This window comes from Nocardia otitidiscaviarum NBRC 14405 (assembly GCF_000308635.1).
In the GTDB taxonomy this organism is placed as follows: Bacteria; Actinomycetota; Actinomycetes; order Mycobacteriales; family Mycobacteriaceae; genus Nocardia; species Nocardia otitidiscaviarum.
Genome location: NZ_BAGD01000097.1, coordinates 127,184 through 149,146 on the forward strand (window position 1 = coordinate 127,184; position 21,963 = coordinate 149,146).

21 protein-coding genes and 1 pseudogene are annotated in these 21,963 nt (G+C 68.9%); 13 read left to right on the forward strand and 9 right to left on the reverse strand.

What is annotated here, in order from left to right; translation table 11 throughout:
- The first annotated feature begins 48 nt into the window (after positions 1-48).
- From ON31_RS21305 to ON31_RS21315, 3 genes are all read left to right on the forward strand, one after another.
- On the forward strand, positions 49-1,281 hold the full coding sequence (locus ON31_RS21305) for an acyl-CoA dehydrogenase family protein (RefSeq protein WP_039816112.1): 1,233 nt from the start codon (positions 49-51) through the stop codon (positions 1,279-1,281).
- Between the two features lie 2 nt (positions 1,282-1,283).
- Entirely contained in the window at positions 1,284-2,408 is a 1,125-nt protein-coding gene (locus ON31_RS21310; RefSeq protein WP_039816114.1) for an acyl-CoA dehydrogenase family protein, read from the forward strand.
- A 136-nt stretch (positions 2,409-2,544) separates the two neighbouring features.
- Positions 2,545-2,985 carry a carboxymuconolactone decarboxylase family protein gene (locus ON31_RS21315; protein ID WP_039816115.1) on the forward strand — a complete coding sequence of 147 codons (441 nt, stop codon included), beginning with the start codon at positions 2,545-2,547 and terminating at the stop codon, positions 2,983-2,985.
- Positions 2,986-3,075: 90 nt separating this feature from the next.
- On the opposite strand, the gene ON31_RS21320 is transcribed toward ON31_RS21315, so the two are convergent.
- Together ON31_RS21320 and ON31_RS21325 are read right to left on the reverse strand one after the other, a co-directional pair.
- Positions 3,076-4,446: a dihydrolipoyl dehydrogenase family protein gene (locus tag ON31_RS21320; RefSeq protein ID WP_039816116.1), complete on the reverse strand. Its 1,371-nt coding sequence runs from the start codon at positions 4,444-4,446 to the stop codon at positions 3,076-3,078.
- A gap of 66 nt (positions 4,447-4,512) precedes the next feature.
- Positions 4,513-4,989 carry a hypothetical protein gene (locus tag ON31_RS21325; protein ID WP_039816117.1) on the reverse strand — a complete coding sequence of 159 codons (477 nt, stop codon included), beginning with the start codon at positions 4,987-4,989 and terminating at the stop codon, positions 4,513-4,515.
- Between the two features lie 167 nt (positions 4,990-5,156).
- On the opposite strand from ON31_RS21325, the gene ON31_RS21330 reads away from it, so the two are divergent.
- The 3 genes and pseudogenes from ON31_RS21330 to ON31_RS21340 all read left to right on the forward strand — a co-directional run bounded on the left by ON31_RS21330 (position 5,157) and on the right by ON31_RS21340 (position 9,086).
- A complete protein-coding gene (locus ON31_RS21330; RefSeq protein ID WP_039816119.1) occupies positions 5,157-5,600 on the forward strand; it encodes a CBS domain-containing protein in 444 nt (147 codons plus the stop codon).
- Positions 5,601-5,628: 28 nt separating this feature from the next.
- A pseudogene (locus ON31_RS21335) lies at positions 5,629-6,911 on the forward strand (ArsB/NhaD family transporter).
- Between the two features lie 90 nt (positions 6,912-7,001).
- On the forward strand, positions 7,002-9,086 hold the full coding sequence (locus ON31_RS21340) for an acyltransferase family protein (RefSeq protein WP_039816121.1): 2,085 nt from the start codon (positions 7,002-7,004) through the stop codon (positions 9,084-9,086).
- Between the two features lies 1 nt (position 9,087).
- Here ON31_RS21340 and ON31_RS21345 read toward each other — a convergent pair whose 3' ends face one another.
- Positions 9,088-9,642 carry a TetR/AcrR family transcriptional regulator gene (locus ON31_RS21345; RefSeq protein WP_039816123.1) on the reverse strand — a complete coding sequence of 185 codons (555 nt, stop codon included), beginning with the start codon at positions 9,640-9,642 and terminating at the stop codon, positions 9,088-9,090.
- Positions 9,643-9,747: 105 nt separating this feature from the next.
- Between ON31_RS21345 and ON31_RS21350 the strand changes: the two genes are divergently transcribed.
- On the forward strand, positions 9,748-10,197 hold the full coding sequence (locus tag ON31_RS21350) for a PaaI family thioesterase (RefSeq protein WP_039816126.1): 450 nt from the start codon (positions 9,748-9,750) through the stop codon (positions 10,195-10,197).
- A gap of 124 nt (positions 10,198-10,321) precedes the next feature.
- Here the strand turns inward: ON31_RS21350 and ON31_RS21355 are convergent, their stop codons facing one another.
- From ON31_RS21355 to ON31_RS36305, 5 genes are read right to left on the reverse strand one after another with little or no spacing between them, the layout of a single operon-like run.
- Positions 10,322-11,191 (reverse strand): potassium-transporting ATPase subunit C, encoded by an 870-nt coding sequence (locus tag ON31_RS21355; RefSeq protein ID WP_039816129.1) that lies wholly within the window; start codon positions 11,189-11,191, stop codon positions 10,322-10,324.
- A 1-nt stretch (position 11,192) separates the two neighbouring features.
- Positions 11,193-13,334, reverse strand: coding sequence for a potassium-transporting ATPase subunit KdpB (gene kdpB / locus ON31_RS21360; RefSeq protein WP_039816131.1), 2,142 nt, complete (start codon positions 13,332-13,334; stop codon positions 11,193-11,195).
- A gap of 1 nt (position 13,335) precedes the next feature.
- Positions 13,336-15,006, reverse strand: a complete 1,671-nt coding sequence (kdpA, locus tag ON31_RS21365) for a potassium-transporting ATPase subunit KdpA (protein WP_039816133.1) — start codon at positions 15,004-15,006, stop codon at positions 13,336-13,338.
- Complete coding sequence (gene kdpF / locus ON31_RS36300; protein ID WP_085996459.1) at positions 15,007-15,093, reverse strand: K(+)-transporting ATPase subunit F; 87 nt, start codon at positions 15,091-15,093, stop codon at positions 15,007-15,009.
- A complete protein-coding gene (locus ON31_RS36305) occupies positions 15,090-15,197 on the reverse strand; it encodes a potassium-transporting ATPase (protein WP_115061542.1) in 108 nt (35 codons plus the stop codon). Before ON31_RS36305 ends, kdpF begins: the two co-directional genes overlap by 4 nt.
- Positions 15,198-15,454: 257 nt before the next feature.
- Here ON31_RS36305 and ON31_RS36855 point away from each other — a divergent pair, with 257 nt between their 5' ends.
- The 4 genes from ON31_RS36855 to ON31_RS21385 are packed head-to-tail and all read left to right on the forward strand — an operon-like array spanning position 15,455 to position 19,536.
- Entirely contained in the window at positions 15,455-15,604 is a 150-nt protein-coding gene (locus ON31_RS36855) for a hypothetical protein (RefSeq protein WP_157533743.1), read from the forward strand.
- Positions 15,601-18,150: an ATP-binding protein gene (locus tag ON31_RS21375; protein WP_051037564.1), complete on the forward strand. Its 2,550-nt coding sequence runs from the start codon at positions 15,601-15,603 to the stop codon at positions 18,148-18,150. The genes ON31_RS36855 and ON31_RS21375 overlap by 4 nt, the downstream gene beginning before the upstream one ends.
- A complete protein-coding gene (locus ON31_RS21380; protein WP_029930066.1) occupies positions 18,147-18,848 on the forward strand; it encodes a response regulator in 702 nt (233 codons plus the stop codon). The genes ON31_RS21375 and ON31_RS21380 overlap by 4 nt, the downstream gene beginning before the upstream one ends.
- A gap of 25 nt (positions 18,849-18,873) precedes the next feature.
- Positions 18,874-19,536: an HAD family hydrolase gene (locus tag ON31_RS21385; RefSeq protein ID WP_172544798.1), complete on the forward strand. Its 663-nt coding sequence runs from the start codon at positions 18,874-18,876 to the stop codon at positions 19,534-19,536.
- Here the strand turns inward: ON31_RS21385 and ON31_RS21390 are convergent.
- On the reverse strand, positions 19,533-20,852 hold the full coding sequence (locus tag ON31_RS21390) for a Dyp-type peroxidase (RefSeq protein ID WP_051037565.1): 1,320 nt from the start codon (positions 20,850-20,852) through the stop codon (positions 19,533-19,535). The genes ON31_RS21385 and ON31_RS21390 overlap by 4 nt on opposite strands.
- Positions 20,853-20,967: 115 nt before the next feature.
- Here ON31_RS21390 and ON31_RS21395 point away from each other — a divergent pair, with 115 nt between their 5' ends.
- A complete protein-coding gene (locus tag ON31_RS21395) occupies positions 20,968-21,414 on the forward strand; it encodes a MarR family winged helix-turn-helix transcriptional regulator (protein WP_029930069.1) in 447 nt (148 codons plus the stop codon).
- 98 nt (positions 21,415-21,512) lie between these two features.
- A complete protein-coding gene (locus ON31_RS21400) occupies positions 21,513-21,962 on the forward strand; it encodes a membrane protein (RefSeq protein WP_039816137.1) in 450 nt (149 codons plus the stop codon).
- Position 21,963 lies beyond the last annotated feature (1 nt).

The following is a 21,963-nucleotide window of genomic DNA, read 5'->3' on the forward strand; positions in this document are numbered from 1 at the left end:
GCATTCGCGATGAGATGGTTATGGGCAGTTCTCAGGCAAGGAGTCATCGTGGATCTGGACTGGTCGCCCGCCGATCTGGCGTTTCGTGATGAGGTGCGAAGTTTCCTCGACGAAAAGTTAACCCCTGATCTTCGTCGGGCCGGGCAGTTGGCGACGAGTGTCTACCCGGATCACGAAGCCAGCATGCGGTGGCAGCACATCCTGCACGAACGCGGCTGGGCGGCGCCCGCGTGGCCGGTGCGGCACGGTGGCTGTGACTGGAGTCTGACGCAGCACTACATCTTCAGCCGGGAGTGCACGCTCGCCGGTGCGCCCAACCTGTCCCCCATGGGCATCCGCATGGTCGCGCACGCCATCATGGCGTTCGGCACCGAGGAACAGCAGAACTACTTCCTGCCGGGCATCCTGACCGGCGAGGTGTTCTTCTGCCAGGGCTATTCGGAGCCCGAGTCGGGGTCGGATCTGGCCTCGCTGTCCATGGCCGCGGTCGACGACGGCGACGATTTCATCGTCACCGGCTCGAAGATCTGGACCACCCACGCCACCGAGGCCAACTGGATCTTCGCCCTGGTGCGCACCTCCAAGCAGGCCAAGAAGCAGCAGGGCATCACCTTCCTGCTCATCGATATGCGCACCCCCGGCATCGAGATCCGGCCGCTGGTCATGACTTCCGGTGAGCAGGTGCAGAATCAGGTCTTCTTCGACCAGGTGCGGGTGCCCAAGAAGAATGTGCTCGGCCAGATCGACGACGGCTGGACCGTGGCCAAATATCTGCTGGTTTTCGAACGCGGCGGCGGGGCGGCCGCGCCCGCGCTCCAGGTGATGGCCGAGGAACTCGCGCAGGCCGCCGCCACCCAGCCCGGCCCGGACGGCACGCCGCTCATCGACGATCCCGGATTCGCCCGCCGGCTCGCCGACGCGCGGATCCGCGCCGATGTGCTCGAAGTGCTGGAGTACCGCACCCTGTCGGCCATATCGCGCGGCAAGGATCCGGGTTCGGCGGCGTCGACCATCAAGATCCTCGGCACCGAGCTGAGTCAGGTGCTCACCGAACTCGCCCTGGAGGCGGCGGGCCCGCGCGGCCGCGCCTATCAACCGCACGCCACCATGCCCGGCGGCCCGGTCGTCGATTTCACCGCTCCCGCAGACGGTTTCGTCAGCGGCGAGGAATGGCAGGCGGTCGCGCCGCTGCGGTACTTCAACGACCGCGCCGGTTCGATCTACGCCGGTAGCAACGAGATTCAACGCAACATCATCGCCAAAGCCACCCTGGGACTGTAGTCATGGACTTCGAATTCACACCCGAGCAGAAGATGCTCCGCGACGCCGTCACCGGGTTCCTCGCGGCCCGCTACGACCTCGAAACCAGCCGTGCCGCAGCCCGTCTGGGCGCGGGTTGGCAGCCCGAGATCTGGCGTGGACTGGCCGAGGAGGTCGGCGTGCTCGGCGCCAGCCTGCCGGAATCGGTTGGCGGTATCGGCGGCGGGCCGGTCGAGACGATGATCGTCGCCGAAGCGCTCGGCGGCGCACTCGTGGTGGAACCGTATGTCGACACCGTGGTGGTCGGCGGCGGCCTGCTGCGGCGGTCGGACGGCAAACGCGCCGAGGATCTGCTCGCCGGCATCGCCGCGGGCGAGGTGGTCACCGCCTTCGCCGCGCTGGAACCCCAGGCCGGATATGACCTCCGGCAGGTGCGCACCACCGCGCGCCGCGAGGGTGACGACTGGGTGCTGGACGGCACCAAGATCGTGGTCACCACCGCTCCCCTGGCCACCCACCTGCTGGTCACCGCCACCGTCGACGATGGCATCGCCCTGTTCGTCCTCGATTTCGATGCCGCCGCCCCACCCGCCGGGCTCACCGTCGACAGCTACCGCACCATCGACGAGCGGCGCGCCGCCGACCTCACCTTCACCGGCGTACGCCTGCCCGCCGACGCGCTGCTGCTGACCGACGCCGCCGACGCGGTGACCGCCACCCGGGACGAGGCCATCGCCGCGGTCTGCGCCGAGGCCGTCGGGGCCATGCGCAAGGTGCTCACCGACACCGTCGAGTACACCAAGCAGCGCCAGCAGTTCGGGGTGCCGATCGCCAGCTTCCAGGCCCTGCAACACCGGATGGTCGATATGCATCTGGAGTTCGAACAGGCCGTCGCCGCAACCTATCTGGTGACCATGAAGCTCACCGCCGAGCCCGCCGAACGGGCCCGGGCGGTCGCCGCCGCCAAGGCCACCGTCGCCCGCGCCGCCCGCACCATCGGGCAGGAGGGCGTGCAGCTGCACGGCGCCATGGGTATGACCGAGGAACTGGCCATCGGCCACTTCTTCAAACGGCTCACCGCGATTCAGCACGAGTACGGCAGCGCCGATCACCACATCGCCCGCTATGCGGCATTGACCCGTCCCTGACGCCACCCGTGCGGTCCGCTCCGGGGCGGGCCGCACGGTCGGTGACGGACACCACGTTCGAACCCGTCACGCGCCGTGCCCCTGCCTCGTCCAAGAGTTGTGCCGAACCGTTCGGCATCGACGAAAGGATGAGCACATGTCGCGTCTGAATCTGCCGAAGCTGGCTCCCGAGGTCTACCAGGCTTGGGCGGCCGCGGAGATGGCGATCCAGCGGGGGCCCCTCGACCCGGTGGTGCGCGAGCTGGTGAAGATTCGCGTCTCGCAGATCAACGGCTGCCTGTTCTGCATCGACATGCACACCACGCAGGCCCGGAAGGAGGGCGAGAGCGAGCAGCGGATCTTCCACCTGAACGCCTGGCGGGAATCGACCCTGTTCACCGACACCGAGCAGGCCGCCCTCGACTATGCCGAGGCGGCAACCGAACTCGGCCCGCACGGCGTGAGCGACGAGATCTGGGCCGCCGTCGAAAAGCACTTCGACGAGGGCCAGCGCGGCGGCCTGGTCGCCATCACCGCGCAGATCAACCTGTGGAACCGGCTCGGCGTGCCACTGCGTCTCCAGCCCGGCGGCTACTGATCGCACCGGGCGGAACCACGACCACGGCGGCCGACGACCGCACCGAACACCGACGCCGGGTTGCCATCGGCACCCGGCAGCGGTCGGCGATCAGGACAGATCCGCCAGTGCGGCCTCGATGGCGCGGTGGAACGTGGGATACGCCAAAATCATTCGGCGCAGGGTGGTGACGGGTACCTCCGCGTGCACCGCGACCGACAGCGCGCTGAGCACCTCACCACCCCACGGGCCGACCGAGGTGGCGCCCACCAGCACGCCGCGCCCGGCATCCTCGATGACCTTGACGAAGCCCGCGTTGCCGACCTTGTGAATCCACCCGCGCGTCGAGGCCGGTACCTCGACGCTGCCGACGCGCACCGACAGTCCGGCATCGCGCGCCTGCGCCTCGGTCAGACCGACCGCACCGATCTCCGGATCGGTGAAGGTGACCCGGGGCACCGCCCGGTAGTCGCCGGATTCGCCACCGCCGCCGAGGATGTCCTGCACCGCGATCCGCGCCTGGTACATGGACATGTGGGTGAACTCGCCCTTGCCGGTGACATCGCCGATGGCCCACACCCCGTCGGCGGCCCGCATCCGCTCGTCCACCTCGATGTGCTTCGCGCTCTCGTCCAGGCCGACCGCGCCGATGCCGAGCCGGGACAGGTCGGTGTGGCGGCCGGTCGCGACCAGCATCCGCTGCGCGTAGTGCACATCGCCGTCGTCGGTGTGCACGACGAACCGGTACCCGTCGTGGTCCACCTGTTTCGGCGTGGTGCCCGTGCGCACCCGAATCCCTTCGGCGGCAAAGGCTTCGGCCAGCACCGCAGCGGCCTCCGGTTCGTCCTTCGGCACCAGCCGGCTGCGCACCAGCATGGTCACCGCGCTGCCGAAGCGCGCGAAGATCTGTGCGAACTCGCAGGCCACGGGTCCGCCGCCGAGCACGATCACCGATTCGGGGGCCGCGGTGACGGTCACCGCGTCCCGGTTCGTCCAGAACGGCGTGCGGTCGAGGCCGGGAATGGATGGAATCGTCGGTGCCGTACCAGGATTGAGCACGATCGCGCGTTCGGCCCGGAACACCCGCGCCCCGTCGGCGGTGTCGACGGTCACCTCCCCCGGCGCGCTGATCCGACCCCATCCGCGCACGAACCGGCCACCGGACTTCTCGAACCGTTGCACGGCCGCGGCGTCGTTCCAGTCGTCGGTTGCCTCGTCACGAATGCGGCGCGCGACAGGAGTCCAATCGTGCCGCACGGTGGCCGACCCGGCCAGCGTGTCCACCCGCCGCCCCTCGGCCACGGCGGCGGCCGCACGCACCATCATCTTGGTGGGAATGCACGCGTAGTAGGGGCATTCGCCGCCGACGAGCCGCCCCTCCACCCCGACCACCGACAGCCCGGCCTCGGCCAGCCGGGTCGCGGCATCCTCACCGCCGGGCCCCATTCCGACCACCACCGCATCGACCGTCTCGACCGCCATGCCCCGCTCCCTCTCACTGGATTCCGGCCACCCGCACGCCGTGCCGACGATACGCGGCGGCCCAACTCAATCCGAGGAACCGCCGCCGGACCCGCTGTCGCTGGAACCTCCGCCGGAACTGTCGGAGGCACCGCCGCTGTAGCCGCTGTAGCCGCTGTCGCCGACACCGCCGCCCGATCCGCCGTCGCCGGAACCGCCGTTCCACCAGCCGGAGTCGCCGTGGACGTAGCCGTGATTCGCGTGCCCGTGATACCCGGTGTGGTGCTGGCCGTGATGACCACCCGGGTGGTGGCCGTCGTGGTATCGGTCCGAACCGCCCCCCGGAAGGTCGGGATGCCATGCCGGGCTCCCGTCGTACCCGGGAGGCCGGTATCCCGGCGGTGGTCCGCCCCAGCCGCGCTGGCCCGGCCCCTGCGGGGTGAAGGCCAGGGGGTCGAAGCGTTCGACGCCCCGCCGCGTACTCCGGGCGATCAGCACGATCAGCAGCGCCGCCAACGCGAGCAGTGCGAGAACCGCGCCGATGATCATCAGCAGTGACATCATGCCCGGATTATCTGTTTCGACACGCCTTTACGCATCAGTTGCGCGACCACGACCGCCGCGACTCCGCTCACAGCCCCGGGACCAGTGAGTTTCGGTCACACTCGCTAATTCGATCTTGACGTATTCTCTTCGCGTGATGGCCGGGCGGAGCGTCGTATCCTGCACCTATGCATGCCGCACAGTTGGCCGAGGAGTTCCCGGTGGTGTCGCTGGACACCGATGCGCTGGAGGCGGCCGGACTCATGGCGGAGCATCGGCTGCCGGGCATCATGGTGATGGGACCGGATGGCTGTCCGGCGGCCGTGCTGGCCGCCTGGCAGGTGGTGCGCTTCATCATCCCGAAGTACGTGCAGGACGATCCGTCGCTGGCCGGGGTGTTGGACGAGCCCATGTGCGACAAGACCGTGAAACGCCTGCGGGGCAAGAAGGTCCGCGACGTGATGCCGGACAAGCCCGGCGGCATTCCGACCGCCCGACCCGACGACACCATTGTCGAGGTGGCGGCGACCATGGCCCGGCACCGCTCGCCGATCGTCGCGGTGCTGGACGGCAGGCGACTGCTCGGCGTGGTCACCTCGTCGCGGCTGCTGGCCGCCGCACTCCAGTCCTGACGGCCGTCCGCACCCGCGGAGGTGCCCGATGACCGCGGTGGCCGTGGCGGTCTTCCTCATCGCCTACGCCCTCATCGCCTCCGAGCGGGTGCACAAGACCACCGCGGCGCTGGGCGGCGCGGCCGTCGTGCTGGCGCTGGGCGTGCTCGATGCCGACGACGTCTTCTACTCGCACGAGACCGGCGTCGACTGGAATGTCATCTTCCTGCTGCTCGGCATGATGATCATCGTCGGTGTGCTGCGCCAGACCGGGGTCTTCGAGTACACGGCGGTATGGGCGGCCAAACGCGCGCGCGGCTCCGCGCTGCGGGTCATGATCCTGCTGACCCTCATCACCGCCTTCGCGTCGGCCTTCCTCGACAATGTGACCACGGTGCTGCTCATCGCCCCGGTCACGCTGCTGGTGTGCGAACGCCTGGAGGTGCCGCCCGCGCCCTTCCTGATCGCCGAGGTGCTGGCGTCGAATATCGGCGGCGCGGCCACCCTCATCGGCGATCCGCCCAATATCATCATCGGCAGTCGGGCCGATCTGTCGTTCAACGACTTCCTGTGGAATATGGCCCCCATCGTGCTGCTGGTGCTGCTGGTGCTCATCGCGCTGCTGCCCCGGCTGTTCCGGGGTTCGTTCGAGGTGGATCCGGAGCGGGCGGCCGATGGATGGCGCTGAACGAGCGCGAGGCGATTCGCGATCCGCGGCTGCTGGTGAAGTGTGGCATCGTACTCGCCGCCGTATTCGCCGGATTTGTCGGGCATTCCGTCTTCCAGATCGAACCGTCGGTGGTGGCCCTGCTCGGCGCGGGCGTCCTGGTCCTGATCTCCGGCCTGCCGCAACGCGATTACCTCGCCTCCGTGGAATGGGAGACGCTGCTGTTCTTCGTCGGCCTGTTCATCATGGTCGGCGCCCTGGTGAAGACCGGTGTCATCGAGCGGCTCGCCGCCCGCGCCACCGAGGTCACCGGCGGCGATGCCCTGCTGGCCACCATGCTCATCCTGGTGATCTCGGCCGTGCTCTCGGGCATCATCGACAACATCCCCTATGTCGCCACCATGAGTCCGCTGGTGGCGGATCTGGCGGGCGGTATGGACCAGCATGCGGAGGCGCTGTGGTGGTCGCTGGCCCTGGGCGCGGACTTCGGCGGCAATCTCACCGCCGTCGGCGCGAGCGCGAACGTGGTCATGCTGGGCATCGCCCGACGAGCCGACACGCCGATCTCGTTCTGGGAATTCACCCGCAAGGGCATGGTGGTGACGGCGGTGAGCGTCGCGGTGGCGGCACCGTACCTCTGGCTGCGCTATTTCGTTCTCGCCTGACCCGCCCACCGGTGAGAATCCGCACATTACCGTCACGATCTGCGTGGCGATTTCGTGCTGAGGCGTGCGATACTCCAGAATTGCCGCGCCATGTCTGTCTCCTCCACGTCATCGTCGACCACGCCGGGCACCGGGTCCGGCGACGCCGCCCCGCGCCGCCGCGAATACCGTCTCGACCTTGATGGTCTACGCGGAATAGCCATCGCCCTGGTGGTGGTGTTCCACATCTGGTTCGGCCGGGTGTCCGGCGGCGTGGACGTCTTCCTGGTGCTGTCGGGCTTCTTCTTCACCGGGATGCTGCTGCGGCAGGCCGAGACGGGTTCGGTGGGTATCCGCCAGACGCTGCGGCGCACCGGACGGCGGCTGCTGCCGGCCATGGTGGTGGTGCTGACCGCCGTGGCCGTCGCGACGGTCGTCTTCCAGCCCTACACCCGCTGGTCCGATATGGCCGCGCAGACGCTGGCCTCGCTGTTCTACTACCAGAACTGGTACCTGGCGGCGGCGTGGACCGACTACCTGGCGGCCGATCCCGCCGTGAGCCCGCTCCAGCATCTGTGGTCGATGTCGGTGCAGGGACAGATGTACGTGGCGCTGCTGGCCCTGGTCGCCCTGGTGACCCTCGTCTGTCGCCGCAACGACCGAACCGGGTCGGTGACCGCCTGGGTGGCCGCGTTGTTCGGCGTGCTGGCCGTCGCCTCGCTCCTGCATGCCACGCAAGGGGTTACCGATCAGCAGGGCTGGAACTACTACGACACCTTCGCGCGCGCCTGGGAGCCGCTGGTGGGTGCGCTGCTGGCGCTGGCCGCACCGCACATCACACTGCCTCGCCTGGCCCGCGCGGTGCTGGCGGTCGCGGGCCTGTCCGCCATCGTGGCCTGCGGCTGGCTGATCGACGGCGCCGCCCGCTTCCCCGGTCCGGCGGCGTTGCTGCCGGTGGGCGCGACCGTGGCCCTCATCGCGGCGGGCGCGAATCTCGGTGGGGCGCAGCAGCCGTGGGTGAACCGGATGCTGGCCAGCGCTCCGGCGGTGCGGCTGGGATCGCTCGCGTACTCGCTGTACCTGTGGCACTGGCCGATTCTCATCTTCATGCTCGGCGAAACGCAGTCGCGCACCGCGGGATTGGTCGGCGGTTCAGCGGTAATCGCCGCCTCCCTGCTGCTCGCCTACGCCACCAACCGCTTCATCGAGGAACCGCTGCGGGTGCGCGGTGAACCCACCGCCGACCGCGACTACCGGCTGCGCACCGGCTTCGCCACCGCGACCGTCGGCATTCTGCTGGTCGGATGCGCGTTCACCTGGCAGGTGATCAACGGCTCGAAGCTGCAACCGGTGGGTGAGCTCGATCCGGTGCGCTACCCGGGGGCGGAGGCGCTCATCGCGCACGCGCCGGTGCCCAATGCCGAGATGCGCCCGACCATCGCGGAGGCGCCCGCCGACAACGCCTATCCCACCCGGGACGGCTGCATCTCCGACTTCGACACCCGTGCCGTCATCACCTGCGAGTACGGCGACACCTCCGCGACCCGCACCATCGCCGTGGTCGGCAATTCCCATGCCGAGCACTGGATTCCGGCCCTGCACCTGCTGGGTGAGGAGCACGGTTTCCGGCTGGTCGTCTTCCTGAAGATGGGCTGTCCGCTGACCGTGGCCGCGGAGCCCATGTACAAGGGCCTGCCCATCGCCGACTGCCGCGACTGGTCCGCGGAGGTCATCGACCGGCTCGGCGAGGACAAGCCGGACTGGGTGTTCACCACCGGTACCCGCCCCGCCGACGCGGGCGGCGACGAGACGCCGACGGACTACCTGGATGTGTGGACCGCCCTGGAGGATCGCGGCCTGCACGTGCTCGCGATGCGCGACACCCCGTGGTTGCGCCGCGACAAGGTGCGCTACCGCGCCATCGACTGCCTGGCCACCGGTGGCGATCGGGTGAGCTGCGGTATGAAGCGGGAGGATGCGCTGTCCAACGTCAATCCGGCCGCCGCGCCCGCCGAGGACTTCCCGAATGTCTTCCCGCTGGATCTCTCCGACGCGGTGTGCCGTCCGGACGTGTGCTCGGTGATCGAGGGCAATATCCTCGTCTACCACGACGAGCACCACCTCACCGCGAGCTACTCGCGTTCGCTGGCACCGGAACTGGGCCGCCAGCTGCAACCGCTGCTGGGTTGGTGGTGAGCTAGCGCGGCAGCAGCGGCACCAGCTGTTCCCGCACCTCGTCCAGCGGCCGGGTCGTTTTCAACGCCCGCGCCTGGATGATGGCCCCCTCGATGGCGCTGAGCATGAATCCGGCCAGTGACCGCGCCCGCTCCTCGGGGAGACCCTGACGGGTGAGCGCGGCGGCGAGCCGTTCGGTCCAGTCGCCGAAGGCGAGTGCCGCGACGGCCTGCACGCGTGGCTCGTCCTCGGCCAGGGCGGCGCTGACAACCGGGCAGCCCGCGCCGAAGGCGCTGCGTTCCAGATTGCGCTTCCACCAGTCGAGCAGGGATACCAGCCAGTCCTCCGCGGTGCCGGTGGACATGAACGTGTCGATGAGCGCGGACATGCGGTCGGCCGCCACCCGGGTGGCGGCCTCCACGAGTTCCCCCTTGCCCTCGGGGAAGTGCTGGTAGAGCGAGTTGCGGGAGGCGCGGCTGCGATCCAGCAGGGCGGACAGTCCCGCACCGTGCACACCCTGCTCCCGCACCAGTTCGATGGCGCTCTCGATCAACCGGTCGCGGGGTCCGGCGCTCATGCGATCTCCTGACGGTCGTGCGGCACGGGTCTTGCGTGAACCGATCGGTCCATGGTCCAATCATGACAGATGTGAACCGATCGGTTCACCGAAAGGATGCCATTCATGACCGCCCCCGAGATCGACTTCGCCGCACTGTCGGGCCTGGAGCTGCTGCGGACCGCCATGACCATGTCGGAGCGCCCGCCCTACATCGGCGATCTGCTCGGTATCGAGGTCGATTCGCTGGAGGAGGGCGAGGTCGTGTTCAGCCTGCGCACCCGCCCGGACTTCGCCAACCCGCTCGGCACCACCCACGGCGGCATCTGCGCCACCCTGCTGGATTCGGTCATGGGCTGCGCGGTGCACACCACCCTCCCGGCGGGCGTCGGCTACACCACGCTCGGGCTGGAGATCAAATACATTCGCGCGGTGCCCACCGACGGCCGCACGCTCACCGCCACCGGCACCACCGTCCACGTCGGCCGCACCACCGCCACCGCCGAGGGCCGCGTCACCGACGACCAGGGCCGCCTGGTCGCGCACGCCACCACCACCTGCGTCATCTTCCGCTGACGCCCCAACCCCGTGCGCGGCCCCACATGTCGCGCACGACAGAGCCGCCCCGATCGCTCGCCCTGCGCGATCGGGGCGGCTCGCCCTCCACGGCCGGTGCCACACGACACCGATGCCGAAAGACTCAGCCGCGCAGCGGGAATCGACTGTCCAGGTCCAGATTCAGTTCGAGCACGTTCACCCTCGGCTCGCCCAGGAAGCCGAGGTCCCGCCCGCTGGTGTGGGCCGCCACCAGTGCGCGGACCTCGTCGGCGGGAACACCGCGCGCCCTGGCCACCCGCGCGACCTGAATCGCGGCGTACGCCGGGGAGATGTGCGGGTCCAGCCCGCTGCCACCGGCGGTGACCGCGTCGGCGGGCACGGCCGGAACGGCCGGGACGTCACCCGCGATCGGCACGAGACGGCCGATCGAGTAGTCCTCCCCCGCCACCGCGCACTCCACCGTCACGCCCCGATACGTGGTGAGAAACGGTGTGGCCGGGCAGAGTTCGTTGACACTGACCACTGCGGTGGGATGCTCGACCGTACCGTAGGCCGAGCGCGGGCCGATGACCGACAGCACCGCGCCGACCCCGCCCGGGGTGCAGTAGGCGCGTCGCCCGTCCACACCCTCGCGCTCGCCGACTTCCTTACTGCGCGTGCACACCTCGGTGAGCAGGCTGGTGGTGTCGGCGGTGTCGACGATGTCTTCCGGGCCGAGATTGCTCGCCGAGGTCGACAGCGGATCGTAGCCGTCACCGGCCACCGACGGGCGGCTCTGGAAGTACTGTGCCAGAGCGTTGCCGTCGGGATCGGTGAAGGACTGCCCGATCAGGCTGGAGCCCACCACGTCTCCGTCTCGCTCGAGCAGCGAGCCGTCGGCCTTGTCGCGCAGGCCGGGCAGCTGCGCCACCGCGAAAACCACGACGGGATAAACGATTCCGGTGATCGCGGTGAGCACCAGCAGCGCGCGCAGCGCCGCGAGATGTTGCCGAATCCAGGTTGACGTACGCATATCAGGACATCCCGGGGAGGTATCGGACCACGAGGTCGATGAGTTTGATGCCGAGGAACGGCGCGATGATGCCGCCGACGCCGTACACCGCGAGGTTGCGGCTCAACAGCTTCGACGCCGCGGCCGGTCGATAGGCCACACCTCGGAGCGCCAGCGGGATCAACGCCACGATGACGACGGCGTTGAACACGACCGCGGACAGGATCGCCGACTGCGGGCTGGCCAGGCGCATGATGTTCAGCGCGTCCAGGCCGGGGTACAGCACCACGAACAGCGCCGGAATGATGGCGAAGTACTTGGCGATGTCATTGGCGATGGAGAACGTGGTGAGCGCACCGCGGGTGATGAGCAACTGTTTGCCGATCTCCACGATCTCGATGAGCTTGGTCGGATCCGAATCCAGATCGACCATGTTCCCGGCCTCCTTGGCCGCGGAGGTGCCGGTGTTCATGGCGACGCCCACATCGGCCTGGGCCAGGGCGGGCGCGTCATTGGTGCCGTCACCGGTCATGGCGACCAGGCGGCCACCGGCCTGCTCGGATTTGATGAGCGCGAGCTTGTCCTCGGGGGTGGCCTCGGCGAGGAAATCGTCCACACCCGCCTCCTCGGCGATGGCCTTGGCGGTCAAGGGGTTGTCGCCGGTGATCATGACGGTGCGGATGCCCATGCGGCGCATCTCGTCGAAGCGCTCGCGCATACCCTGCTTCACGACGTCCTTGAGGTGGATCACGCCGAGCAGCCGCGCCTCTCCGTCCACGTGCTCCGCGACCACCAGCGGCGTTCCGCCGGAGGCCGAGATGCCGTCGACCGTCGCGCCGACCTCGTTCGGCACCGCGCCGCCGTGCGAACGCACCCACTCGGTGACGGCGCTGGCCGCGCCCTTGCGCAGCCGATGGCCGTCGTGCAGGTCCACGCCCGACATGCGGGTCTGCGCCGTGAACTCCACCCAGTGCGCGCCGGTCAACTCGCCGGGTGTGCGCTCCCGCTTGCCGTACGCCTGTTTCGCGTACACCACGATGGAGCGGCCCTCGGGCGTCTCGTCGGCGAGGCTGGAAAGCTGTGCGGCGTCGGCCATCTCGTCGGGTGTCACGCCCGGCATCGGGACGAATCCCGACGCCTGCCGATTGCCCAGCGTAATGGTGCCGGTCTTGTCCAGCAGCAGCGTGTTCACATCCCCGGCCGCCTCGACGGCACGACCCGACATGGCGAGCACATTGCGCTGCACGAGCCGATCCATTCCCGCGATGCCGATGGCAGACAGCAGCGCACCGATGGTGGTGGGAATCAGGCACACCAGCAGCGACACCAGGACGATGCCGGTGACGCCGTCGCCGTTCAACGCCAGGCTGTCGGGCACACCCGGATTGTCGGCCTTGGCGTAGATCGCCAACGGCTGCAACGTCACCACCGCGAAGACGAAGATGACGGTCAGCGCGGCGAGCAGGATGTTCAGCGCGATCTCGTTCGGCGTCCTCTGCCGACTCGCGCCCTCGACCAGCGCGATCATCTTGTCGATGAACGAGCCGCCGGGCTCCTGGGTGATCCGCACCACGATGCGGTCGGACAGCACCGTGGTGCCGCCGGTCACCGCCGAGCGGTCGCCACCGGATTCCCGGATCACCGGCGCGGATTCCCCGGTGATGGCCGATTCGTCCACCGATGCGATGCCTTCCACCACATCCCCGTCACCGGGAATCACCTGACCGGCCTCGACCACCACGTGGTCACCGCGCTGGAGTTCGGGAGCGGCCACCCGCTCCTCCACGACCCGCGCCCCGGGCGACCAGTCGACCAGCCGCCGGGCCACGGTATCGGTCTTGGCCCGGCGCAGCGTATCGGCCTGCGCCTTGCCGCGCCCTTCGGCGACGGCCTCGGCCAGATTGGCGAAAAGCACCGTGGCCCAGAGCCACCCGACGATGGCCCAGCCGAAGAAGGAGGGTTCGGTCAGCGCCAGCACGGTGGCCCAGACCGCGCCGATCTCGACGATCAGCATGACGGGATTGCGCCACAGGGTGCGCGGATCCAGCTTGCGGAAGGCGTCCGGCAACGACTTCAGCAGTAGCTCGGCGTCGAACAGCCCGCGCCGCGCCCGCCCCCTGCTCGGCTGCTCGGCCGAGGTGTGTTCGATGGTAGGAGCAGTCATGTCAGTGGATTCCTTCGGCGAGCGGCCCGAGCGCCAGCGCGGGCAGGAAGGTCAGGGCGACCAGGATGACGGTCACGCCGACGACCATGCCGACGAACTGCGGCCGATGGGTCGGGAGCGTGCCGATCGACTCCGGGGTGTGGCCCTGCCGGGCCAGCGAACCGGCCAGTGCGAGAACGAGAATCATGGGCAGGAAGCGACCGAAGGCCATCGCCAGGCCGAGGGCGGTGTTGAACCATGCGGTATTGCCGCTCAGTCCGGCGAAGGCCGAACCGTTGTTGTTGGCCGCGGAGGTGAAGGCGTACAGCACCTCCGACAGCCCGTGCGGTCCGGTATTCGCCATACGCTCGCGTTGGCCCGACATGGTCATCGCCGTTCCCGTGCCGACGAGCACGAGCAACGGGGTGACCAGGAAATAGGCCGCGGCCAGCTTGATCTCGCGCGGCGTGATCTTCTTCCCCAGGTATTCCGGTGTCCGCCCGACCATGAGTCCGGCCACGAACACCGTGATCACCGCGAGCACCAGCATGCCGTACAGGCCCGAGCCGACACCGCCGGGCGCGACCTCGCCGAGCTGCATGTTGAACAGCAGCATGAGACCGCCGAGGCTGGTGTAGGAGTCGTGGAAGGAGTCCACCGACCCGGTCGAGGTCAATGTGGTCGATGCCGCGAACACGGCCGAATTCGCCACGCCGAAGCGCTGTTCCACGCCCTCCAGGGACGCGCCGACGGCCGATGGCACCGTACCGTGGTGTCGCAGCTGGAAGAACAGCGTCAGCGACCAGCTGACCATGGCGATGGTGCTCATGACGCCCGCGATGGCGAGGCCCTGCTTCCGGCTGCCGACCATGCGCCCGAAGGTGCGCGGCAGCGAGAAGCTGATCACCAGCAGCAGGAAGATCTCCACCCAGTTGGTCCAGGTCGTCGGATTCTCGAAGGGGTGGGCCGAGTTGACGTTGTAGAAGCCGCCGCCATTGGTGCCCAGGTTCTTGATGGCCTCCTGGCTGGCGACCGGGCCGCCGGGCAGCGTCTGCCGCCCTCCCGCAACGGTATTCGCCACCTGGTCGTGCACGTGGAAGTTCTGCACGGCTCCGCCGATCACCAGGACCAGCGCCGCCACGAACGAGATAGGCAGCAGAATCCGGATGGTTCCCCTCACCAGATCCACCCAGAAGTTGCCCAGCTCGCCGGTGTGCCGGCGGGCGAATCCGCGCACCACGGCCATGGCCACCGACATGCCCACGGCGGCGGAGACGAAGTTCTGCACCGCCAGTCCGGACATCTGCACCACATGTCCGTAGGTGGATTCACCGCCGTAGTTCTGCCAGTTGGTATTGGTGACGAAGCTGACGGCGGTATTCCACGCCAGCGCCGCCGTCACCTCGGTGCCCTGCTCGTTCAGGTGCAGCGGCAGCCTGCCCTGCGCGAGCTGGAGGAAGAACAGCAGCAGGACGCTCACCGCGGAGAAGGCCAGCACGCTGCGGGCGTACACGCCCCAGGTGTGCTCGACGCCGGGTTTCACCCCTATCAGCCGGTAGACGCCCCGCTCGACGCGCGAGTGCCCGGTGGCGCTGTACACCCGGTACATGTAGTCGCCCAGCGGCACATGGACGAGGGCCAGCGCGATGACGAGGGATGCCAGGAAGACGATCCCCGCTGTAGTCGTGCTCACTCAGAACCTCTCCGGAAACAACAGCGCCGCAATGAGATAGACGGCGATGCCGAAGGCCAGGACCAGACCGACGACGTTCTGGGTCACAGCCGCTCCACTCCCCGCTGGATCAGGCCGAGCAGGGCGAAGACCGCCACGGTCAGCACGGTGAACACCACGATGGACATCCTGAAGAACCTCTCTCTACTCATGAGCGGGCCGAAGCCGCGCCGCAGTGAGTCAAGCGCCCAGTCGGGCCGATTTCGAGACTCTTGACGGATCCTTAGCGCCCCGGGCCGCCGCCCTGACGAATCGCTAACAGCAAACCCCCGGCGTGTCGTCGAAATTCGTCAACGCACCCGCACTTCCCGTCAAGAAACCGCTAATCTCCGGCCGATCGATATTCGCGGCGGTAAACAGTGTGAGATCCGAACGCGCGAGACCCGCGCACCTACACAAGGAGAAGTCAGTGCCCGAAATGGCGTGCACCCTGCTGGTGGTCTTCGGCTTCCTCACCGCGGCCCTGTGCCTGCGTGTCCTGGCCGGAGCCACGGCGACGCGGCGCGTGCGGGTGGCGCGTGTCCCGCGCCGTGACTCGCGCGCGATGATGAGGCAGTGAAACGCGGGCAACTGCGGATTTACCTGGGGGCGGCCCCGGGGGTCGGCAAGACGTATTCGATGCTGGCGGAGGCGCATCGGCGGCTCGAGCGGGGGCGCGATGTGGTCGCGGCCGTGGTCGAGACGCACGGGCGCGACAAGACCGCCGAACTGCTGGCGGGGATCGAGCGGGTACCGCCCCGGCTGGTCGAGTACCGGGGCACCACGTTGCCGGAGCTCGATGTGGCGGCGGTGCTGCGGCGAGCCCCGGCGGTGGTGCTGGTGGATGAGCTGGCGCACACCAACGTGCCGGGCAGTGAGCACGAGAAGCGTTGGCAGGACGTACACGAACTGCTCGACGCCGGAATCGATGTGATCTCCACGGTCAATGTGCAACACCTGGAGAGCCTCAACGATGTGGTCGAGCAGATCACCGGAGTGGTGCAGCGAGAAACCGTGCCGGACTGGGTGGTTCGCGGAGCCGACCAGGTGGAGCTGGTGGACATCACCCCGGAAGCGCTGCGGCGCAGACTGTCCCACGGGAATGTGTATGCGGCCGACAAGGTGGATGCCGCGCTGCGGAACTACTTCCGGCCCGGAAACCTGACCGCACTACGCGAGTTGGCGCTGCTGTGGCTGGCCGATCAGGTCGACGCGGCGCTCGCCAAGTATCGGGAGGACCACCGGATCACGGCCACCTGGGAAGCGCGCGAACGCGTCGTGGTCGCCGTGACCGGCGGACCGGAGTCGGAAACCATCGTGCGACGGGCGAGCCGTATCGCCGCCAAATCCAGTGCCGAACTCATCGTCGTGCACGTGGTGCGCGGCGACGGCCTGGCGGGGGTCTCGACCCAGCGGTTGCGACGACTGCGCGACCTGGCCACCGGTCTCGGCGCGTCGCTGCACACCGTCACCGGCGACGACGTGCCCACGGCCCTGCTGGACTTCGCCCGCCAGGTCAATGCGACCCAACTGGTGCTGGGCACGTCCCGGCGCTCGCGCTGGGCGCGCATGCTGGACGAGGGCATCGGAGCGACCGTGGTGCAGCGGTCCGGAAAAATCGACGTCCACATGGTGACCCACGAGGAATCCCACCGTGGGTTCCGGTGGCGGCCGCTCGCACCCCGGGAGCGCACACTCACCTCCTGGCTGGCCGCGGTCGGGGTGCCGTGGCTCATCTGCGCGGTGAGCGCGCTCTGGCTGGATCAGTTCATGGATCTCGGTGGCGAGAGCGCCTTGTTCTTCATCGGTGTCATCGCGGTCTCACTGCTCGGCGGCGTGGCACCCGCGACACTGTCGGCGCTGCTGTCGGGACTGCTGCTGAACTGGTTCTTCACCGACCCCCGCTACAGCTGGACGATCGCCGAGATCGACAACGCCCTCACCATCGTGGTGTTGCTGCTGGTAGCGGTGGCGGTGGCGGCGCTGGTGGACGTGGCGGCCGAACGCACCAGGGAAGCGCGCCGGGCTTCCCGGCAGGCCGAGCTGCTCACCCTGTTCGCCGGGGCGATCCTGCACGGCGCGAACCTGCGGGATCTGCTGGAGCGGGCGCGGGAGACCTACAACCTCAGAGCGGTCAGCTTCGTCACCGACACCGAGGTGGTCGCCGCTGTCGGCGAGCACGCCCCCCAGCGCGTGGACGACGCCGACGCCGCCATCGAGGCCGATGACAAAACGCACCGATTGCTGCTCTCGGGCCGCCGCCTCGCCTCCGCCGACCGGCTGGTACTCGGCGCGGTCGCGAATCAGGCCGCCGGACTGGTGAATCAACGACAGCTGCGGGAGGAGGCCAGCGCCGCACAGGCGCTGCTGGCGGCCGACAAGCTGCGTCGCGCGCTGCTGTCGGCGGTGAGCCACGATCTGCGCACCCCCCTGGCCGCCGCCAAGGCGTCGGTGTCGAGTCTGCGCAGCGACGATGTGGAGTTCTCCCCCGAGGACACCGCCGAACTGCTGGAGACCATCGAGGAATCCGTGGATCAGCTCACCGCGCTGGTCGGCAATCTGCTGGATTCGTCGCGGCTCATGGTGGGTGTCGTGCGACCGCGGATGCGGCGGGTATACCTGGATGAGGTGGTGCACCGGGCGCTGCTCGGCATGGGCACCCGGGGTCTGCGGCGGACCGCCCGCGACCGGGTGCGGGTGGCGGTCGACAGTGTCTCGGTCCGCGCCGACAGCGGGCTGTTGGAACGGGTGCTGGCGAATCTGATCGACAATGCGGTGCGGTACTCCCCCGCCGACGCGCCCGTGCGGGTGACCGCCGAGCAGACCGGTGACCGGGTGTCGCTCACCGTGGTCGATACCGGGCCGGGCGTGCCCACCGGGCTGGAGGACCAGCTGTTCGAACCGTTCCAGCGGCTCGGCGACCGGGACAATTCCACCGGCGTGGGGCTGGGACTGTCGGTGGTGCGCGGTTTCGTGGACGCCATGGGCGGCACCGTGCACGCCGAACCGACCCCGGGCGGCGGACTGACAATGGTGATCGACCTACCCGCGGGTGGTGGTGACTCCGAAGACTCCACCGAGACGGAATCCCCGGCAGGTACGGCTACAGAACAGGAGATCGGGTGACGACATCGGCGACTGCGCCGACCAAGGTCCTCGTGGTCGACGACGAACCGCAGATTCTGCGGGCGCTGCGCATCAACCTGTCGGTGCGCGGCTACGAGGTGATCACCGCCGCGAACGGGGCGGCCGCGCTGCGCGCGGCCGCGGAGAAACATCCCGACGTGGTGGTGCTGGATCTGGGGTTGCCGGATATGGACGGCATCGAGGTGCTCGGCGGGCTGCGCGGCTGGTCCACCGCGCCCGTGATCGTGCTGTCGGCGCGCACGGATTCCTCCGACAAGGTGGAGGCGCTGGACGCGGGCGCGGACGACTACGTCACCAAACCGTTCGGCATGGACGAACTGCTGGCCCGGCTGCGCGCGGCCGTGCGCCGGGCCGCGACCTCCGGTGACAATGCCGAGCCGGTGGTGGAAACCGCCTCCTTCACGGTCGATCTGGCCATGAAGAAGGTGACCCGGCACGGCAAGGATGTGCATCTCACCCCCACCGAGTGGGGAATGCTGGAGATGCTGGTGCGCAATCGCGGCAAGCTGGTGGGGCGGCGGGAGCTGCTGCGCGAGGTGTGGGGTCCCTCGTACGCGACCGAAACCCATTATCTGCGGGTCTATCTCGCGCAGCTGCGGCGCAAACTCGAGGACGACCCGTCGCAGCCCAAACATCTGCTGACCGAGGCGGGCATGGGGTACCGGTTCCAGGCGTGAGCCCGGGATGGCGCACGATGGGGCCATGTCATTCCAGGCGATCGTGTTCGACATGGACGGCGTACTGCTCGACACCGAGCCCATCTGGGAGGAGGTCCGGCGCGGCTATATCGACGAGCTGGGCGGCCGCTGGCTGTCCGACACCCAGGACCGGCTCATGGGCATGAGCACCGCCGAGTGGGCCGAATACCTGAGCACCGACCTGCTGGACGGGCGGCGCACGCCCGAACAGGTGGCCGGGGACGTCATCGACCGCATGAGCGACCGCTACGCCGACCACCTGCCGCTCATGCCGCATGCGGTGGAGACGGTGCGCGGCATGGGCGAGCATTTCACCCTCGGCCTGGCCAGTTCGTCGCCGCGACGGCTCATCGACGTCGCCCTCGACCACATGGGGGTGACCCGGCTGTTCCGGGCCACCGTCTCCACCGAGGAGGTCTCGCGCGGCAAGCCCGCCCCGGACGGCTATCTGGCGGCGGTAGCCCGGCTCGGCATCACCCCCGAATCCGGTGCGGCCATCGAGGATTCCAGCAACGGCCTGCGCTCGGCGCACGCCGCCGGTCTCACGGTGATCGCCGTGCCGCACCCGCGCTACCCACCGGCCGCGGACGCCCTGGGGCTGGCCGCCTACGTCGCCGACGGACTGAAAGAGCTGACACCCGAACTGGTTTCGTCGCTGGCGAGCTAGTCCAAGCCCAGCCCGGCGGCGATCGGCGCACCGGGTGCCACGCCGGGCGGCACGGCGAAGAGGGCGCTACCGGTGTGCTGGATGACCGCGTTCATCCGATCGGATGCGGCGAGTGCTCGCTGCGCCCGGATGAACTGTGCCGGTGGGTTGTTCATGTAGGCCACGAACAGCAGTCCCGCATCCAGGGAGCCGTGCCCGCCGTGAGTGTGGTTCGGATCGGTGCCCGCGGGGTGACTGTGCGGAGCGACCGGTTCCGGTTCGCCGCCCGCGTTCGCGACGAGGGTGCCGTAGTCGTAGTTGTAGCCGCGGCGGAACATCGGGATGTCGTGGACCAGGCGGATATGGGAGTCGGCCGGGATGATCAGCTCGCCGTCGGCGGAGCGGGCGTCGAGGTCCACCGGATCGAATTCCCCGGTGCCGCCGAGCGGCGCGCCGTCACCGCGCCGACGTCCCACGATGCGGTCCTGTTCGGCCAGCGGCAGCATGTCCCAGTCGGCGGTCTTCATGCGGATCTTGCGGAACACCAGATAGCTGCCGCCGTGGAACCACGCGGGTTCGGCGGAGCCGTCCACCCGGACCGTGCGCGCGAACTCCGGGGTGCCGGGGCGGGGGTTGGCGGTGCCGTCCTTGTGGCCGAACATATTTCGCGGGGTGCCGCCGTCCTTCGGGCGGCTCAGGAAGCCGTGCTGGGTCCAGCGCATCCGTCCCAGACCAGGCAGCCGCGCCCGCAGCGACCGGAAGGCATGGCTCACCACCTGGGCGTCGTCGGCGCAGATCTGCACCAGGACGTCGCCGCCGCACCAGGCGGGATTCAGTGCGTCGCCGGGAAATTCGGGCAGCTGCCGGAGGTGTTCGGGGCGGCGGTCGGCCAGACCGAAACGGTCGTCGAAGAGCGACGGGCCGAGGCCGAAGGTCACGGTCAGGCGGGCGGGATCGAGCCCACTGGCGAAATCGGTGTGATTGCTGAAGCCCGGATCGGTGTCGGCGGTATCCGGCACCCGCTCACCCGCGGTGAGCGCGACCGCGGTCTCCGTACAGGCGGCCAGCAGCTCGCGCAACACCCCACGATCCGGGCGCGCGACATCGCAGGCCAGGAAGAGCGCGTGCGACTGTACGACGGTCTCGATGCCGGCCTGATGCGGCCCGTGGAACGGTTCGACGGATAGGTCCGGCGAGCGCTCCGGCGCGCTCACCCGACCCGCCACGATCCCGGCGCTCGCCGCACCCGCCGCCGTGAGTGCCGAGCCGAAGAGCGTGCGCCGCGACAAACGGCCGGAGCCGCCAGAATTACTACGTGCAGTAGTAGATTCGTCCATGGGATCGCAGCGTAACCGCGCATGGGCCAACCTTCAACCAGACTGAAAGCTATCGCGACCTGCCAGCGCGCCCCGGCAACCACCCCCGCACCGGAGCGTGCGCGAAAATATCCCGGTGACCACCCAGCACGGCCCACCCGAACCGCCACCCGCCAGCACCTCGATCATCGTGCTGACCTTGGCGCATCGCATCGAGGCCGAACTCGGCGCGGCACTGGCCCCACTGAGCCTCACCGTCGCCCGCTTGGCGGTCCTCGGCCATATCGCCGCCATTCCAGGGGCGTCGTTCAGCGAGTTGGCGCGCATGGGCGGCATCAGCGTGCAGAGCGTGCACACCGCGGTGAAATCCATGGTCGCCGCGGGACTGGTGCGCGATCGCACCGCCCGCGCCGGATCGGCGTCGACCATCGAACTCACCGCGAAGGGCAGACGCCTGCTGCGCGCGGCCCAGCAGGTGGTCGACGAGGTGGACGAGCGCCTGTTCGGAGCCGAGGCGGACCCCGACCGCCGCCGGATCGGCGAGGCGGTGATGGCGGCCTTCCGGGCCGGAAGCGGTTCCTGACAACCACTTTCCCCGCTCGCGGTGACGTTTCCCACAACCTTCAGCCTAACTGAAGCCTACTGCTACGCTTCAGCCACCCTGAAGGTTGGAGTGATGCCATGCAGAAGGCACTGCTGTCGATACACGTGCTGGCCGGAATCATCTTCGTCGGCGGCTCGGCCGTCGCCGCGAGCCTGTTCCCGCGCTACGCACCCGTCGCCGCCACCGCGGCCGGACCACCCGCGCCCGAACGAAACCCTGCCGTCGCCAAGGCTTTTCATCGGATCACCGGCACCTACGCGCTACTGGCCCTCAGCGTGCCGATCGTCGGCATCATCCTGGCCACCGTGCAGGGCCGGATGAGCGAGATCTGGATAACCCTCGCCATGGCCCTCACCTTCACCGCGGGCGGCCTGCTCGCCGTCGTCATCCACCCCATGCAGCGCCAGGCCCTCGACGCCCCGGACGACGGGAAGCGCCTGCGCACCCTCGGCATGCTCGCCGGAATCTACAACCTGCTGTGGACGGTCGTGGTCGTCCTCATGATCGTGCGCCCCGGCGCGGAATAGG

Bases quoted from the DNA above. Each gene is read 5' to 3' on its own strand.
- ON31_RS36305 (WP_115061542.1), bottom strand. From the start codon at position 15,197: ATGAGTAGAGAGAGGTTCTTCAGGATGTCCATCGTGGTGTTCACCGTG.
- ON31_RS21400 (WP_039816137.1), top strand. From the start codon at position 21,513: ATGCAGAAGGCACTGCTGTCGATACACGTGCTGGCCGGAATCATCTTC.
- ON31_RS21310 (WP_039816114.1), top strand. From the start codon at position 1,284: ATGGACTTCGAATTCACACCCGAGCAGAAGATGCTCCGCGACGCCGTC.
- ON31_RS21355 (WP_039816129.1), bottom strand. From the start codon at position 11,191: ATGCGTACGTCAACCTGGATTCGGCAACATCTCGCGGCGCTGCGCGCG.
- ON31_RS21325 (WP_039816117.1), bottom strand. From the start codon at position 4,989: ATGATGTCACTGCTGATGATCATCGGCGCGGTTCTCGCACTGCTCGCG.
- ON31_RS21385 (WP_172544798.1), top strand. From the start codon at position 18,874: ATGTCATTCCAGGCGATCGTGTTCGACATGGACGGCGTACTGCTCGAC.
- ON31_RS21330 (WP_039816119.1), top strand. From the start codon at position 5,157: ATGCATGCCGCACAGTTGGCCGAGGAGTTCCCGGTGGTGTCGCTGGAC.
- ON31_RS21345 (WP_039816123.1), bottom strand. From the start codon at position 9,642: ATGAGCGCCGGACCCCGCGACCGGTTGATCGAGAGCGCCATCGAACTG.
- ON31_RS21350 (WP_039816126.1), top strand. From the start codon at position 9,748: ATGACCGCCCCCGAGATCGACTTCGCCGCACTGTCGGGCCTGGAGCTG.
- ON31_RS21315 (WP_039816115.1), top strand. From the start codon at position 2,545: ATGTCGCGTCTGAATCTGCCGAAGCTGGCTCCCGAGGTCTACCAGGCT.
- ON31_RS21340 (WP_039816121.1), top strand. From the start codon at position 7,002: ATGTCTGTCTCCTCCACGTCATCGTCGACCACGCCGGGCACCGGGTCC.
- ON31_RS21390 (WP_051037565.1), bottom strand. From the start codon at position 20,852: ATGGACGAATCTACTACTGCACGTAGTAATTCTGGCGGCTCCGGCCGT.
- kdpB (WP_039816131.1), bottom strand. From the start codon at position 13,334: ATGACTGCTCCTACCATCGAACACACCTCGGCCGAGCAGCCGAGCAGG.
- ON31_RS21320 (WP_039816116.1), bottom strand. From the start codon at position 4,446: ATGGCGGTCGAGACGGTCGATGCGGTGGTGGTCGGAATGGGGCCCGGC.